Here is a 15,286-nt window from a genome sequence, read left to right on the forward strand (position 1 = left end):
ATAAGGATACTATGACAACTCTCTTGCAATAATACTACCCAATGGAATGTCACCAATGAAGAAATTAGCAATCGCCGCAATCCTGGCCGCAAGCACCCTGTCGGCACAAGCCGCCACCGAACTGGTTGTCAACGGCAACTTTGAAACCGGTAACTTCACCGGTTGGACCAAGTCGGGCAATCCTTCGCTGTCGGACGTCATTTCCAATACCGTAACCTCCAACCATACCTTTGTCTGGCGCAGCGGCGCGACCGGCTCGCCGGCCTACATCAGCCAGAGCCTGGCCACCTCGGCGGGCTGGACCTATAGCTTGAGCTTCGATGTGTACAACACCGCCACCAGCAACACCACTTTTGAAGCAGATTTCAACGGCGTCAGCGTCTACGCCTTCAAGAACGAAGCGCGCAACTGGACCCACGTCACGCTGGACGGCCTGACGGCGACCGGCGCCGCGACCGAACTCAAATTCGGCGCCCGCAACGATCCGAGCTTCGTCCGCCTGGACAACGTCAGCGTGACCGTGACGGCCGTGCCTGAACCGGAAACCTACGCCATGCTGCTGGCCGGCCTGGGCCTGGTGGGCGTCGTCGCCCGCCGCCGTCAACGTCCCAACGTCGGGTAATCGCTGATCGTCAGGTCGAAGCCGCGTTCGGTCGATACCAGGTGCGCCATGCCGCCGTAGGGCAGCGTGGCGCGTTCCTTGATGTGCCCGAATGGCAGGCCGGTCAGCACCGGCATCGGCAGGCGCTCGCGCAGGTAGGCCAGCATGGTCTCGAAATCGTAGCCGTTGTCGAAGGCGCTGAGCTTGTAGCCCGAGAAATCGCCCAGCACCAGCGCCCGCTGGCCGTCCAGCGCGCCGGCGTACAGCAGTTGCAACACCATGCGCTCGACCCGGTATGGATGCTCGCTGATATCCTCCAGGAACAGGATGCCGTCCGGCTCAGCCGCGAAATATGGCGTGCCCAACAGGCTGACCATCATCGCCAGGTTGCCGCCCCACAGCTTGCCGCCGACATCGACCAGCGGATTGTCCGAGCCGCCCTCCGCCACCGCGCCGCGCACCGTATGCACCGGACCGCGCAGGCAATCCCAGAACTGTCGCATCGTGTAATCGACCGGCGTCTCGCGGATGAAATCGTCGCACATCATCGGGCCGCCAAAGCTGACGCGGCCGGTCCGCTTCATCAACGCCATCTGGAACGCCGTGAAATCGCTGTAGCCGACGAACAGCTTGCCGCTGTCCGCCATCGCATGAAAATCGATCGACGGCAGCAGGCGGCTCATGCCGTAGGCACCGCGCAAGGCGATCACCACCTGCACGTCGGGATCGGCGGCGGCGGCGTTCAGCTGCGCCAGGCGGCCGGCGTCGGTGCCGGCGAAGCGCTGGAATTTTTTATCGTCGTCGTAATAATTGTGGACCAGATGGCCTTGCTGGCGCAGGCGTTCGATGCCGTTTTGCAGTGCGGCATGGTCGGGCGCGTAACCGCCCGTGGCGGCAATCGCGATGCCGAAAGTCGATGTACTCAAAATGCCCCTGTCATTGATGGGTGCCGCTGCCCGCCCGGTGCGGCATCGGCGGAGGATGGTCCGGCAATATATTACCGCGCAGGTGATGCTCAAGCAAGGCAAGCAGCCGTTCGATCAACTGCGGGGGAAGGTCGTGCCCCATGCCTTCGATCACGTGCAGCCTGGCATCGGCGATCGAGGCCGCAGTGTCGGCGCCGCAGGCCAGCGGCACCAGCGGATCGGCCGCGCCATGGATCACCATCGCGGGACAGCGTATCTTGCGCAGCAACGGCGTGCGGTCGCCCGACGCCACCACGGCCACCATCTGCCGCGCCATGCCGGCCGGACAGGCGCTGCGGTCCAGCGCCCGCTCGATGCCCTCGCGCAGCTGGCGCTCCGGCGTCGGGAACGAGGGACTGCCGATGATGCGATACACCTGCACCATGCGGTCGACCACGTCGCGCCGGTTGTGCGGCGAGGCAGGTGTTCGCATCAGCGCGTTGCGCGCGGCCGGCGTCGGGCCGGGCAGGCCGCGCCGGCCGCCGCTGGACATGATGGACGTCAGGCTCAGCGTGCGCGCGGGATGGCGGGCGGCGAAAATCTGCGCGATCATCCCGCCCATCGAGGCGCCGACCAGGTGCGCGCCGGCGATGCCCAGCGCATCGAGCAGGCCGAGCGCGTCGTCGGCCATGTCGTTGAGCGTGTAGGCGGGCGCCTGCTTCCAGCCCACCAGCGATTTCAGGTAGGCCAGCATCAGATTGGGTTGCTTGAGATGGTCGAACTTGCTGGACAGGCCGCTGTCGCGGTTATCGTGGCGGATCACGTAATAGCCCTGCTCCACCAGGCCGTCGACCAGGTCCTGCGGCCAGGAGATCAGCTGCATGCCCAGGCCCATGATCAGCAATACCGCCGGGTCCAGCGGATTGCCGCTGGCCTCGTAAGCGATCGTGATGCCGTTTGCTTGTGCGGTAGCCAAGGCGGTCTCTCCCAGGACGGTACGGATAACAGTAGTTTGAGCATACCATTTTTACCGCACCGGGGAAAACCGCCGCTACTCCGGGGTGCCGCGCCTGGCTGCGGCGGCCGCAGCGCGGCGGGCGGCAAAGAAGGATTTCAGCATCGCGCCGCACTCGTCGGCCATGACGCCGCCGGCGATGGCGGTGTGGTGATTGAGCTGCTCCTGCTCGAACAGGTTGACCACCGAGCCGCAGGCGCCGGTCTTGGGGTCGGTGGCGCCGTACACCACCCTGGCCAGGCGCGCATGCATCATCGCGCCCGAGCACATCACGCACGGCTCCAGCGTCACGTACAGCTCGCAGCCCGGCAGCCGGTAATTGCCCAGCGCCTCGGCCGCCGCCCGCAGCGCGACGATTTCCGCGTGCGCGGTCGGATCATGCCGGCCGATGGGCTGGTTGTAGCCGCGCGCGATCACCACGCCGTCCTTGACCACGACCGCGCCGACCGGCACCTCGCCCAGATCCCACGCGTGCTGGGCCTGTTCGAGCGCCTGCCGCATAAAATCGTCGTCAGGCATCGGTGATTTCTGCCCAGCAGTTGGGGGTTTCGTGCAGCACCAGCTTGTGCAGGTGCAGGCCGGTGCCGTAACGGTCCTTGTAGGCCGCCTTCAGGATCTCGAAGGCCACGTGCGCGAGGTTTTCCACGGTCGGAATGCGGTCGATCACCACCGTCTTGTGGCCCGGCAGCGTGGCGAGGAAATCGCGCACCGCGGCATCCTTCTCGTAGACGATGAAGGAATGGTCCCAGACGTCGACCAGGTGTTCCTTGGCCAGCGCCTTGATGTCGGAAAAGTCCATGATCATGCCGTTGTCGGAATTACCCTCGGCCGTGATGATGTTGCCGGTCAACGTGATTTCCAGCGTGTAGCGGTGACCATGCAGGTTGCGGCACTGGCTCTTGTGGTCGGGGATGCGGTGGCCGGCGTCGAATTCCAGCTTGCGGGTAATGGTCAGCATGATTAGGGTATCTGTAAAAGTTTATGGGTTTGCAAGCTCAGTTTCCATTTCGGATTGCGCTTGCAGGTGTCGATCGCCAGTTTGATATTGAACTCGGCCAGCGGGCCATCCATCGCCTGCACGAAGAAATTCTCGAAGTCCAATTGCTCATAGAGCGACAGGTCCTGGCCGGTCTGGGGGATCACCACCTTGATCTCGCTGCCCTTGGTCACCACCAGCTTGGAACCCATCTTCGGGCTGACGCAGATCCAGTCCACGCCGTCCGGCACCGGCAGCGTGCCGTTGGTCTCGATCGCGATCGTAAAGCCGACCGCATGCATCGCATCGATCAGCGCCGTGTCCAGCTGCAACAGCGGTTCGCCGCCGGTGAACACCACGTATTTGCTGGCGGTGTAAGTTTCCGGCCACAGCGCGTCGATGGTCGCGGCCAGCGCTTCCGGCGTGGTGAACTTGCCGCCGCCTTCGCCGTCGGTGCCGACAAAGTCGGTATCGCAGAACTGGCAGACGGCGCTGGCGCGATCGCTCTCACGTCCGGTCCACAAATTGCAACCGGAAAAACGGCAGAACACGGCGGGACGCCCGGCATGGGCGCCCTCGCCTTGCAGCGTGTAAAAAATCTCTTTGATGCTGTAAGTCACGGCAGTTCCTGATAGGACAACCCTCAATTATATCCCACGCCACACTTTCCGGTCTATGCCGGGAGAAATTGACATTGCGCAATACTACTGCACGGCAACGACGTAATGTTGATCTGGTGGACGCTACTAAGGGGAAGATAAATCATGCGCTACGGTCAACCGCTCCTGGAAATCGATGTCATCGTCGCCGGCGCAGTACTGCTCGCCGGCATAGCACTGTTCATATTGTGGCGCCAACGCCGGCTAAGGGCGGCGCTCACGGCGACCGACGCCGCGCTGGCCCGCGAACGCAGCCGCCGCGAACTGGCCGACCAGGCGCTGGCCGACACCCGCGCGCAAGTGTGCCGCCTGAACACCAGCCAGCAATCGCTGCGCGATGCCGAACGCCGCCGCATCGCCCGCGACTTGCACGACGACATGGGGCAGCACCTGCTGGCCATGACCTTCGACGTCGCCAAGCTGGCGCAGCAGCACGAAGCGCTGGCCCAGCCGCTGGCCCAGGTGGAGGCGCGCCTGCAAGCAGCCACCCGCTCCCTGCGCACCATTGTGCGCGATTTACGCCCGGAACAGCTGGAAAGCGGCTTGCAAGGCGCCGTCCAGCAACAGGTCGAACAGTTTTCGCGCCTGAGCGGCATCCCCTGCCGGCTGGAAGCGGAAGTCGAGGCGTTCAACATCCCGACCGACGAACGCATGGACGCGGCGGTCTACCGCATCCTGCAAGAATCGCTGAGCAACATCGCCCGGCACGCGCAAGCTTCCGAAGTCTGCATCGGCCTGTGCCGTGTGTCCGGCAGCCTGAGCCTGACTGTGCGCGACAACGGCATCGGCCTGCCCGATCCGCCGGCGCGGCGCGGCTGCGGCCTGCGCGGCATCGCCCAGCGCGTGGCCGAAGCCGGCGGCCGCTTCGACATCTCCAGCCAGCCCGGCCACGGCACCGCGCTGACCATGTCCTTCCCGATTCAATCAACGTTCGTCTAACGGGGACCACCAATGTCCACTCAAAAAATCCAGCACATGATGGAATTCTCGCAAGCCGACATGCAACACGGCTTCGCGCTGAAACTGATGGAGCTGCTGGTCATACCGACCTTCGTCATCGATGTCCACGGCAAGGTCATCATCTGGAACCGCGCCTGCGAACGGCTGACCGGGGTCGACGCCTGGGAAGTGCTGGGCACCAGCGACCACTGGAAGAGTTTTTACCACGAGCAGCGCCCGACACTGGCCGACCTGGTCATGCACGGCCGCGACGCCGATGCCCAGGCCTTGTATAACCAGCACGTGCGCCGCAACGACAACGACAGCGGCCTGCGCGCCGAAAACTGGTGCGACATGCCGCGCGTGGGCCGCCGCCGCTACCTGGCGGCCGACGCCAGCCCCATCTTCGACGCCGAGGGCAAGCTGGTCGCGGTGGCCGAAACCCTGCGCGACGTCACCGACGAGAAGCGCGCCCAGGTGGCGCTGGAGCAATTGGCCACCCGCGACGGCCTGACCGGCCTGGCCAACCGCCGCTGCTTCGACGACACCCTGCTGGCCGAGTGGCAGCGCGCGCTGCGCCAGGAGCAGCCGCTGTCGCTGTTGATGGTCGACGTCGACAATTTCAAGCAGTACAACGACGCTTACGGCCACCTGGGCGGCGACGAATGCCTGCAAAGGATAGCGTGCGCCGTGTCGAGCGAGATGCGCGCCAACGACCTGGTGGCGCGCTACGGCGGCGAGGAGTTCGCCGTGATCCTGCCCAACCAGTCGCTGAAAGGCGCGGCCATCGTGGCCGAGCGCATCCGCTGCCGGGTGGAACAGCTGCACCTGCCCAACCTGGGCAGCTCCCGGCACGTGGTGACGGTGAGCATAGGCGCGGCCACGGCGCTGGCGGCGCCGGGCAGCGACCCGAGCCAGCTGGTGGCGACGGCCGACTCGGCCTTGTACCGCGCCAAGCACATGGGCCGCAACCGCATCAGCCTGCCGGAGCAGGACCAGTCCTAGCCGGCCCCGTTCAGTCGAACGGGTTGGCCACCGTCTGCGTGGCCGGCGGCGGCAACCGGGCCGGCAGCTTTTGCGCCTCCAGCCGCGCCACCACCTCGCCCAGCAGCTGATGCAGCGCGCGGGCGTCGGCCAGGCCGGCCTGGTCGGCGGTCAGGTCGACATCGCCGCTGAGGGTGATGCGGTCGAGCCGGTTTTCTATCGACAGCCGGCCGATGTTCAACACGTCCGATTCGTTGGCGTAGGGTACAAATTTGCTCATGATTGACTCCGGGATTTACCTGGCTTGACCTTGGGCAGACGCAACATCGTCTCCTTTTGCTCGGCCGACAGCGACGGCAGCAGATTGATGCCCACCCGCGCCTCCAGCTGCGCCACGCTCAGTGTTTCATATTCCGCATCGGCGCGGTTTTCGATAAAGAAGGCGGCGCCGGCGCGCTGGCGCGGACTGTACACCAGCTTGTACAAATGGGTGGGCACCAGCACGTTGCCCGCCTTCTGCAGGTTGCCGCCGATGAAAGCCGGGCCGGTGATCACGTACAGGTCGCCCTCCTTCTGCGCCAGCTTGCGCACCGCGCCCTCGATACCGGCCCAGACGTGGCGGTTGTTGTCCGCGTCCTGCGGCACCATGTTCGCCAGCGTGAAGCTCTCGTGCTGGGTTTCGCGGTCCGGCATGTCGCCGTTGGGCGCCATGTGGCCGCGGTCGTAGCCGCTGCGGGCGTAGTCGGACAGCTCGGCGCGCACGCCGGCCGGCAATTGCGATTCCGTGTGGAAGGAATTCTCGCGCGACAAGGTCTTGGCCGCCTCGATATTATCGGCGGTCAAATGCTCGGCCGACCACAGCGGCGTGCGGGTGATCCCCGAATGCATGACGCCGAATACGCCGAAGCACAGCTCGGTGGTGGCGGCGTTCATCTTGGCGTTGCGGATTTCGGGCAGGCGGCCATCGACATAATGCGCCGGGCAATTGCCGGCCCAGGCCAGGCCGGCGCCCAGCAAGCCGCAAGCGAGCGCTGCCGCCGCGACAGTTCGTTGAATCAGAAACATAATTCCTTAGAGTAAATTTGGCGTGGCGGCATTCTAGCGGAGCCCGGCCGCCTGCAACAAGCACGCGGCAACCGTGCGCAACTCCTCGCGCAGCGCGTCGGGCTCGACAACCGTGAAGGCGAACGGCGCGGCGGCCAGCTGGCGCGCCAGCCAGCCCAGGTCGTCGGACTGGTTGCGCAGCAGCACGCCGTCGGCGGTCTGCTCGAACAGGCCGATGGTGTCGACGAAGGCGCGGCGCGCGGTGGCCAGGTCGGTCTCCAGCAGGATCGTGGCGGAAAACTTGCGCGGCAGCGCGGCCACCGACAGCCGTAAATGCTCCAGCGCATCGAAGCCGGCCGGCAACTGGAAGCCGCGCAAGACCGGCGTCACCTGCAGCACGCGGTCGAGGCGGAAGGTGCGGATGTCGGCGCGCAGATGGCAATAACCGACCGCATACCAGTAGCCGCCGTAGTACGCCAGGCCATACGTATCGACGTCGCGCTCGCTGTCGACGCCGCCGGAACGGTAGCGCAGATGCACGCGCCGGCGCGACTTGGCCGCCAGGCTGAGCGCCGTCAGCGCCGCGTTGTCCTGCGGCCCGGCCACCGGCTGGGCGATGGACCGCAGATCCAGCCGCACCGTCGCATCGATGGCGTCCACGCGCTGGCGCAGGCCGTCCGGCATGATGCGCCCCAGCTTGGCCTGCGCGCTGGCTACCGCCGGCGCCGCCTCCGCCAGCCCCAGCCCGCGCGCCGCCAACAGGCCCAGCGACAACGCCAGCGCCTCGTCGTCGGTGAACATCATCGGCGGCAATTTAAAGCCCGGCATCAGCGCGTAGCCGCCGTAGCGGCCGCGCTCGGCCATGATCGGAATGCCGATCTGTTCCAGCATGACCATGTAGCGGCGCAAGGTGCGGCCGTCGACGTCGAGCCGGCGCGCCATCTCGGCGCCGCTCATGCGGCCATGGGTTTGCAGCAGCTCCAGGACTGCCAACACGCGGGTGGTGGGATGGTACATGCCGCAAAGATAGCAGATTTATAGGGCGAAATCCGTCCTGATTGACCGCTAAGCTGGGCGCAACACACCAACCAGGGAGCAACACATGAGTCAAACCGCCAATCTGTGGCTGTATTTTGTCGTCGTCTTCGGGGTGATCGCCCTGCCCGGCCTGGACATGGCCTTCGTCATGGGCAGCTCGATGCTGGGCGGACGCCGCTCGGGCATGGCGGCGGTCGGCGGCATCATCGCCGGCGGCTTCTGCCACCTGTGCATGGGCGCGCTGGGCGTGGCGGTGGTGCTGCAATGCTGGCCGCCGCTGTTCAGGATCATGCTGCTGGCGGGTGCGGTCTACATCGCATGGATGGGCTACAGCCTGCTGCGCAGCGACAGCATTTTCCACCCGGCGCCGGGCGCCGAGGCGATGGCCGACGCCGTCATCTTCCGCCGCGCGCTGACCACCAGCCTGCTCAACCCCAAGGCCTACATCTTCATGCTGGCGATCTTTCCGCAGTTCCTCAAGCCGGGCCAGGGGCCGCTGTGGGTCCAGTCCGGCGTGTTGGGCGGGATCACCGCGCTGACGCAGCTGGGCGTCTACGGCGCGCTGGCCTACGCCGCCAGCGGCGCCAGCGGGTGGTTTGCCGCGCACCCGGCCGCCGCCACGGTGGCCGCCCGCGTCATGGGTGCGCTGCTGATCCTGACCGCCGTGCTGAGCGCCAGCCAGGCCTGGATCAAGCCGTAAAAAACAAAAAAGGGCCGGAACCGCGACGGCTCCAGCCCTTCCAAACATCCGCCCTACCAGAGGCTGATATTGCATTTCAATTGCGACAACACTGCTTACTATTTTACATCGTCTGGCGGTCGACAGGTGAAAAATATGATAACGGCCGCCGTCACGACGGCTTGTTGCGGCGGGCGCTGCGCGTGGTGTTGGCGCGCCGGTGTCCGGTGCCGCCACGGGGCGCCTGGGACTTGGCTTCCTTGGTCTCCCCGGCCTCGGCCCGCTGCTTGTTGACGATGCGGGCAGCAACCTCTTCCTCCCGGCCCGGATAGCGGCCTTCCTTCTCGAATTTGTGCTCCAGCTCCTTGTATTCGCGCTCGCGCTTGGGACTCGCTCCTTTGGGCATGATCATCTCCTTACTCTGTTTGCTGGGACCATGCTACCCAAAGCGCAACACTGTCGTCGCACGCCAGCGAAATATTGCTAAAAGTTATAGATTCGCACGACCGTTCGCTGATACACTTTCTGTTCCCCGGAGCAAATACCGGTACTCACAATCACAACAAAACGAGACATGAAGATAGCCGACATCAAGATAGGTCAGCGCCTGACCATTGCCTTCTCACTAACAACATTGATGCTCGCCGTGGTGGTGGCGGTGGGCTCGGCCGGCCTGCGCGCGACCAGCGTCGAGCACGCCTCCGGCAACGCGCAGCAGATCGCCTCCTTCTACAGCACGCTGATGATCGCGCTCGGCGTGGCCGGTGGCGCGCTGAGCCTGTTCACCGCGTGGTTCATCACGCGCGGCATCGTCGGCCCCATCCGCCACGCGGTGCGGGTGGCGCGCACCGTGGCCGGCGGCGACCTCAGCTCCCACATCGAGATCCGCTCGCGCGACGAGATCGGCCAGCTGTCGGCCGCGCTGAAGGACATGAACGCCAGCCTGATCGGCATCGTCTCGGAAGTGCGCGGCGGCACCGAGGCCATCGGCACCGCGTCGTCGGAAATCGCAGCCGGCAATATGGACCTGTCCGAGCGCACCGAGCGCCAGGCCGGCTCGCTGGAGGAGACCGCCTCGTCGATGGAGGAGCTCACCTCCACCGTCAAGCAGAACGCCGCCAACGCGCTACAGGCCAACCAGCTGGCGGTATCGGCCTCCGACGTCGCAGGCCAGGGCGGCGCGGTGGTGGCGCAGGTGGTCGACACCATGGCCTCGATCAACGCGTCGGCGCGCAAGATCGTCGACATCATCGCCGTCATCGACGGCATCGCCTTCCAGACCAACATCCTGGCGCTGAACGCCGCCGTGGAAGCGGCGCGCGCCGGCGAACAGGGACGCGGCTTCGCCGTGGTGGCCAACGAGGTGCGCAACCTCGCGCAACGCTCGGCCGCGGCGGCCCGCGAAATCAAGGGCCTGATCGGCGACTCGGTCGGCCAGGTCGACGCCGGCGCCAGATTGGTCGACCAGGCCGGCGTGACGATGACCGAGATCGTCGCCAGCGTGCGCCGCGTCACCGACATCATGCGCGACATCGCCGCCGCCAGCCAGGAGCAGCTGTCCGGCATTGAGCACATCAACGGCGCCATCGCCGAAATGGACCAGACCACGCAGCAGAACGCGGCGCTGGTGGAACAGGCATCGGCGGCCGCCGCCACGCTGCGCGACCAGGCGACGCATCTGCAAGGCGCGGTCGGCGTGTTCAAGCTGGTGGGCGATGCCGGTGGTCGCAGGAGCGCCAGCGTCAAGCCGATCAAGTCCGCGCGTCACGACGCCCAAGGTCCGCGCGAACACTACGCCGCGCTGGAAGCTCCGCCGGCGCGGCGCTCGTCGTCGTCCCGCTAAGGCGCGATCAGCTGCTCGATCTCGGCCAGCAGCTGCGGCATGGTGTCGACCACGCGCCAGGCGCCGGGGAAGTCATGGCCGCGCGTGAGCTCATTGCGCAGAACGATGCAGCGGATGCCGGCCGCCGTCGCCGCTTGCAGGCCGCGCGGCGAGTCCTCCACCACCAGGCATTCGTCGGCGCGCACGCCCAGCCGCTCAAGGCCCAGCAGGTAGGGATCGGGCGCCGGCTTGCTGCGCGCGTAGGTTTCGAAGGTCAGCACGAACTCGAAATGCGGTAGCAAATCCAGGCGGTCGTGGATGATCTCGAAGTGGTCGCGATTGGAGCTGGTCACCACGCCCATACGCAGGCGCGGCGACAGGCTGGCCAGCACCTCGCCGACGCCGTCGATGGCGGGGATGTTTTCGGAAGCCAGCGTGGCCGCGTACTGGCGATTGCGCTCGTCGCGCCAGGCGTCGATCTCGGCGACGCTGAGCCGGGGTTCGAGCAGATGCCACGCGCCGCAGTTGTCGGCCAGGTACCAGTCGAAGAAGTGCTGTTCGCTCAACTCCAGCCCCAGCGGCCGGAACAGGTCCCGGTTCGCCTCGTAAAACAGGCGTTCGGTGTCCACCAGAACGCCATCGTTGTCCCACAAAATCGCCCGCAGCATAGTCCCTGTTCCGTGTAAAGCGCCGGCCGGCGCGGTGTGGCTTCGTTGCAGCGGGCATTGTACCCGCTGGCCTTGCAGGGCCGGGTATGTAATACTCCTTTCAATATACTTAAAACAGAGCAACATGGCCGTTTTAGCACTGCTGCCGCGCAGCCTCAAGTTCCGCATGACCGCCGTCGTGGTGATGCTGGTGCTGATCGCGACCGTGATCGTCACCTGGGTCGCGCTGGTGCTGGCGGAGCGCGACATGAAGGGCGTGATCGGCAACCAGCAGTACGCCCTGCTCTCCTCGGCCGCCGCCCAGGTGGACGCCCAGATCACCGCGAAGAAAGCCTTGCTGGCCAGCCTGGCCGACGCCGTGCCACCCGACGCCGGCCAGGACCCGCAGCGCATGGGCGCCTTCGTGGCCCGGCATCCGGCGGTGCGCAAGCAATTCCTCAACCTGCACATCTTCAACCAGAACGGCGTGCTGATACACACCGAAGGCGAAGGCGCGGCCGTGCTGGCGCTGGACGAGCGTCCGCGCGCCTTCCTGCGCAAGGTGCTGGCCAACGGCCGCGCGGTGGTGTCGCCGCCGTTCAAGAGCATCTTGTCCGGCCGCCCCGCCATCATGATCATCCAGCCGGTCTTGGACGCACAAGGCAAGGCTGTGATGCTGCTGGGCGGGACCATCGACCTGATCGACTCCGACTTCCTGGCGCAGATCGCGGCCCAGAAGCCGGGCAAGACCGGCTACATGTTCATCATGACCACGCAGGGCATCCTGCTGCACCACCCCAATCCGAAGCGGCTGCTGGAGCACATCAACGCGCGCCCCGGCTACAACCGCGCCACCGAAATGGCGCTGCAAGGGTTCGAAGGCTGGACCGAAGCCGCCAACAAGGACGGCAGCGAAGGCATCTACTCGTACAAGCACGTGTCCACGACCAACTGGATCATCGGCGCCCGCTTCCCGGTCGACGAAGCGTTCGCGCCGATGATCGAGATGCGCCGCCACGCCATGCTGGCGGCGGGCGCCTTCGCCGCCCTGGCCGGCCTGATGGCGTGGCTGGCGATCCAGACCCTGCTCAAGCCCCTGGGACGGCTGCGCCACAACATCAACGACATTCGCAACGGTGAGGCCAGCATCGGCGTGCTGCAACGGCGGCGCGCGCCGGCAAATCGGCGGAATTGAGCGGCGCCTTCCGCGGGCTGATGGCGGAACGCGAACAGACGCAGGAAGCCATCCGCGAAAGCGAATCCCTGATCAGCAACATCCTCGAACAGGCGCCGGACGCCTTCGTCAGCTGCCGGAACAACGGCACCATCACCAAATGGAACGCCGCCGCCGAGCGCAGCTTCGGCTGGAGCCGCGAGGAAGCCATCGGCCGCGACATCGCCGACCTGATTATCCCGCCGGACCAGCGCGCGGCGCACATCGCCGGCATGGCGCATGTCGCCAACGGCCGCGTCGGGCCGATGGCCAACTCGCGCGTGCGCATCACGGCCCTGCACCGCGACGGCCACGAAGTCCCGGTTGAACTGTCGATCAGCACTTTGCGGCACGGCGGCGCATACTACGCGACCGCCTTCCTGCACGACATCACCGAACGCGTGCTGTACGAACAGAAGATCGCCGACAGCGAGAAACGCCTGCGCATGATCGCCGACAGCATCCCCGCCCTGGTGGCGTATATCGACCAGGACAACCGCTACCACTTCACCAACGAATACTTCCGCACCATGCTGGGCCTCGATCCGCAGGCGATGATAGGCCGGACCATGGACGAAGTGCTGGGCAAGGAGTTCGCCGGTTCCATCGCTCCGTACTACGAAGCGGCGCTGCGAGGCGAGCGCGTTCACTACGAGCGCGAAGGCCGCAAGGACGGCCAGCCGCAGCAGGTGATGGGCGACCTGATACCGGACATCGCCGCCGACGGCAGCGTCGCCGGCATCTACATGATGGCGGTCGACATCACCGAGCGCAAAAGCGCGGAGCTGCGCCAGGCGGCCAGCGAGAAGCGCCTGAAGCTGTTGACCGACAACCTGCCGGTGCTGATCACCTACCTGGACGACAAGCGCCGCTTCCAGTTCGTCAACGCCACCTTCTTCCAGTGGTTCGGCGTGGCGCCGGACAAGCTGATAGGCCGCCACCTGGTCGAAGGCATAGGCCGCGACCACTACGAGCATGCCGAGGCCCACCTGGAGAAGGCCTACAGCGGCGAGAACGCCACCTACGAACTGAAGGCGCAAATCGACGGCAGCCTGCACACGCTCGAAACGACCCTGGTGCCGGAGATTGGCGCCGACGGCGCGGTGGTGGGCATCTACACGCTCACCCACGACACCACGCGCATGAAGGAAATCGAGGAGCGCCTGACGCAGCTGGCCCGCATCGACACGCTGACCGGCATCGCCAACCGCCTGATGTTCGAGGAGATCCTGCAACTGGCGCTGGTGCGGGCCAAGCGCAATCGCCGCTCGCTGGCACTGGCCTATCTGGACGTCGACAACTTCAAGATCATCAACGACACCATGGGTCACGGCGCCGGCGACGTCGTGCTGAAGGAATTCGCCTCGCGGCTGGTGGGCAATGTGCGCGCCTCGGACACCGTGGCGCGGCTGGCGGGCGACGAGTTCGTGATCGTGCTGGAACAGGTGAACGGCCACGGCGAGGCCGAGCGCCTGGCGGCCAAGATCATCGATGCGATGCGCCGGCCATTCCACCTCGCCGGCAGGACGGTGCGCATCACCACCAGCATCGGCATCGCGCTACAGGAGCACGACGCCGAGACGCCGGCCGAACTGGTGGCCCGCGCCGACAGCGCGCTGTACGCGGCCAAACGCAATGGCCGCGACGGATACGCGCTGTCCGATTAGGCGGGAACGCCGGTCGCCATGGGATTGGCCACCGGCTCGGCGACCTTGAACAGCAGGTTGCGGTCGACGTGGTGGAACGGCTCGTCTTGGCCGCGTATCATCATCACCGTGTCCTCTTCATAGCCCCAGCTGCCGTCGTCGTTGATGGTGACCTTGATGCGGTACTCGACGGTCTTGAAGCCGTACTCCAGGAAGGGATTGGAACGGATGCCGTAGGTATCGGATTCCAGCCGCGCCACCAGTTCGAACTCCTTCGCGTCCGGCGCCACCACGGCGGACGCCATGGCGATCTGCCCGCGCGGAATGCCCAGCGTCTGGATCACGGTGCTGGTGGCCGGTTCCCACAGCCAGTAGCCGACCTGCTCGTGGTAGGTCTTGGCCTGGCCAGGCTTGTTGATGATGATGAGGTAGCGCAGGCCGTAGAACAGCTGCGGGCCGTTGGTGACGGGATCGATCGGATACAGCTCGATGCGCTCGACGTATGCCTGCTTGCGCGGACCGTCCGCCTTCGGCTTGATATCGAGGCCACGCTCACCCTTCCAGATGCCCGCCATCGGCGCCAGCGGGCCGAGGTTGTTCAGGGTGTTGACGTCGATGGTGGACGGCTCGGTGTAGATATCGCTGGAAAACTCGCTCATGCATGATCCTGTTGGTTGAAGATAGCCTCTATTGTAAGGCGATCTCGATACGATTGCGTCCCCCGGAATACTGATAGGCCACCGCGCTCCCCAGCTGGCGTATCAGCAGCAGGCCGACACCGCCCACGGCCTGCGCCTCGATGGGCAGTGCGGGATCGGGCGGCGGCGGGCCCTGGGTGACAGGATTGAATGCCGGCGCCTCGTCCTCGTACACCAGCCGCGCGCCGTCGACGCCCACCCACACCGAATGGGCGCTGTCGCCGCCATGGCCGTGCAGGATGCTGTTGCGCAGCAGCTCCTCGAGTATCAGCTCCGCGCGCGCGACCACGCCCGGCCCGAGGCCAGCCTGCTTCAGCGCCATCGCGGCAAACGACATCGCGCCGGAGACCGCATCCAGCCGCGCCGGAAACCGCAACAGCTGCGCAATACCGGTTTCTTTTCTGTCCATTCGAGCATATT

At 65.7% G+C, this 15,286-nt stretch carries 18 protein-coding genes and 1 pseudogene; 7 read left to right on the top strand and 12 right to left on the bottom strand.

The genetic code is table 11. The features are described 5' to 3' along the window. The first annotated feature begins 55 nt into the window (after positions 1–55). Positions 56–622, top strand: a complete 567-nt coding sequence (locus HUX88_RS17935; RefSeq protein ID WP_176362655.1) for a PEP-CTERM sorting domain-containing protein — start codon at positions 56–58, stop codon at positions 620–622. Here the strand turns inward: HUX88_RS17935 and ldcA are convergent. The 5 genes from ldcA to queE form a co-directional block, all read right to left on the bottom strand. Beyond that, a complete protein-coding gene (gene ldcA / locus HUX88_RS17940; RefSeq protein WP_176362656.1) occupies positions 601–1,527 on the bottom strand; it encodes a muramoyltetrapeptide carboxypeptidase in 927 nt (308 codons plus the stop codon). The two genes, HUX88_RS17935 and ldcA, sit on opposite strands and share 22 nt — an antisense overlap. 10 nt (positions 1,528–1,537) lie before the next feature. Beyond that, positions 1,538–2,482 carry an alpha/beta fold hydrolase gene (locus HUX88_RS17945; RefSeq protein WP_176362657.1) on the bottom strand — a complete coding sequence of 315 codons (945 nt, stop codon included), beginning with the start codon at positions 2,480–2,482 and terminating at the stop codon, positions 1,538–1,540. Positions 2,483–2,557: 75 nt separating this feature from the next. Further along, the gene (gene tadA / locus HUX88_RS17950) at positions 2,558–3,040 is read right to left on the bottom strand and encodes a tRNA adenosine(34) deaminase TadA (protein WP_176362658.1); all 483 of its coding nucleotides are present in this window, start codon (positions 3,038–3,040) and stop codon (positions 2,558–2,560) included. Beyond that, positions 3,033–3,479 (bottom strand): 6-carboxytetrahydropterin synthase QueD, encoded by a 447-nt coding sequence (gene queD, locus HUX88_RS17955; protein WP_117015083.1) that lies wholly within the window; start codon positions 3,477–3,479, stop codon positions 3,033–3,035. Before queD ends, tadA begins: the two co-directional genes overlap by 8 nt. 2 nt (positions 3,480–3,481) lie before the next feature. Then, on the bottom strand, positions 3,482–4,117 hold the full coding sequence (gene queE, locus HUX88_RS17960) for a 7-carboxy-7-deazaguanine synthase (protein ID WP_176362659.1): 636 nt from the start codon (positions 4,115–4,117) through the stop codon (positions 3,482–3,484). 144 nt (positions 4,118–4,261) lie between these two features. Here queE and HUX88_RS17965 point away from each other — a divergent pair, with 144 nt between their 5' ends. After that, positions 4,262–5,095: a sensor histidine kinase gene (locus HUX88_RS17965; protein WP_176362660.1), complete on the top strand. Its 834-nt coding sequence runs from the start codon at positions 4,262–4,264 to the stop codon at positions 5,093–5,095. 12 nt (positions 5,096–5,107) lie between these two features. Beyond that, entirely contained in the window at positions 5,108–6,100 is a 993-nt protein-coding gene (locus HUX88_RS17970; RefSeq protein ID WP_229213404.1) for a diguanylate cyclase, read from the top strand. Positions 6,101–6,110: 10 nt separating this feature from the next. Here HUX88_RS17970 and HUX88_RS17975 read toward each other — a convergent pair whose 3' ends face one another. The 3 genes from HUX88_RS17975 to HUX88_RS17985 are packed head-to-tail and all read right to left on the bottom strand — an operon-like array spanning position 6,111 to position 8,140. Further along, positions 6,111–6,359: a hypothetical protein gene (locus HUX88_RS17975; RefSeq protein WP_117015080.1), complete on the bottom strand. Its 249-nt coding sequence runs from the start codon at positions 6,357–6,359 to the stop codon at positions 6,111–6,113. Next, positions 6,356–7,144, bottom strand: coding sequence for a DNA/RNA non-specific endonuclease (locus HUX88_RS17980; RefSeq protein WP_176362661.1), 789 nt, complete (start codon positions 7,142–7,144; stop codon positions 6,356–6,358). The genes HUX88_RS17975 and HUX88_RS17980 overlap by 4 nt, the downstream gene beginning before the upstream one ends. Positions 7,145–7,177: 33 nt before the next feature. Next, positions 7,178–8,140 (bottom strand): YafY family protein, encoded by a 963-nt coding sequence (locus tag HUX88_RS17985; RefSeq protein WP_176362662.1) that lies wholly within the window; start codon positions 8,138–8,140, stop codon positions 7,178–7,180. 85 nt (positions 8,141–8,225) lie between these two features. Between HUX88_RS17985 and HUX88_RS17990 the strand changes: the two genes are divergently transcribed. Further along, the gene (locus HUX88_RS17990; RefSeq protein WP_117015077.1) at positions 8,226–8,861 is read left to right on the top strand and encodes a LysE family translocator; all 636 of its coding nucleotides are present in this window, start codon (positions 8,226–8,228) and stop codon (positions 8,859–8,861) included. 151 nt (positions 8,862–9,012) lie between these two features. On the opposite strand, the gene HUX88_RS17995 is transcribed toward HUX88_RS17990, so the two are convergent. Beyond that, entirely contained in the window at positions 9,013–9,246 is a 234-nt protein-coding gene (locus HUX88_RS17995; protein ID WP_176362663.1) for a hypothetical protein, read from the bottom strand. Positions 9,247–9,579: 333 nt separating this feature from the next. On the opposite strand from HUX88_RS17995, the pseudogene HUX88_RS18000 reads away from it, so the two are divergent. Continuing rightward, positions 9,580–10,683 (top strand): annotated as a pseudogene (locus HUX88_RS18000) (methyl-accepting chemotaxis protein); the annotation flags it as partial. Here HUX88_RS18000 and HUX88_RS18005 read toward each other — a convergent pair. Further along, positions 10,680–11,330, bottom strand: coding sequence for an HAD family phosphatase (locus tag HUX88_RS18005; RefSeq protein ID WP_176362664.1), 651 nt, complete (start codon positions 11,328–11,330; stop codon positions 10,680–10,682). The pseudogene HUX88_RS18000 and the gene HUX88_RS18005 sit on opposite strands and share 4 nt — an antisense overlap. 124 nt (positions 11,331–11,454) lie before the next feature. Here HUX88_RS18005 and HUX88_RS18010 point away from each other — a divergent pair, with 124 nt between their 5' ends. Then, positions 11,455–12,504: a cache domain-containing protein gene (locus HUX88_RS18010; protein WP_217916366.1), complete on the top strand. Its 1,050-nt coding sequence runs from the start codon at positions 11,455–11,457 to the stop codon at positions 12,502–12,504. Further along, positions 12,501–14,189, top strand: a complete 1,689-nt coding sequence (locus HUX88_RS18015; RefSeq protein WP_217916367.1) for a bifunctional diguanylate cyclase/phosphodiesterase — start codon at positions 12,501–12,503, stop codon at positions 14,187–14,189. Before HUX88_RS18010 ends, HUX88_RS18015 begins: the two co-directional genes overlap by 4 nt. On the opposite strand, the gene HUX88_RS18020 is transcribed toward HUX88_RS18015, so the two are convergent. Next, on the bottom strand, positions 14,186–14,827 hold the full coding sequence (locus HUX88_RS18020; protein WP_117015073.1) for an FABP family protein: 642 nt from the start codon (positions 14,825–14,827) through the stop codon (positions 14,186–14,188). The two genes, HUX88_RS18015 and HUX88_RS18020, sit on opposite strands and share 4 nt — an antisense overlap. A gap of 28 nt (positions 14,828–14,855) precedes the next feature. Then, complete coding sequence (locus HUX88_RS18025) at positions 14,856–15,275, bottom strand: ATP-binding protein (protein ID WP_117015072.1); 420 nt, start codon at positions 15,273–15,275, stop codon at positions 14,856–14,858. Positions 15,276–15,286: the final 11 nt, after the last annotated feature.

Origin of the sequence: Duganella sp. BJB1802, from assembly GCF_013369445.1 — a bacterium.
Taxonomy (GTDB): domain Bacteria; phylum Pseudomonadota; class Gammaproteobacteria; order Burkholderiales; family Burkholderiaceae_D; genus Rugamonas; species Rugamonas vulcania_A.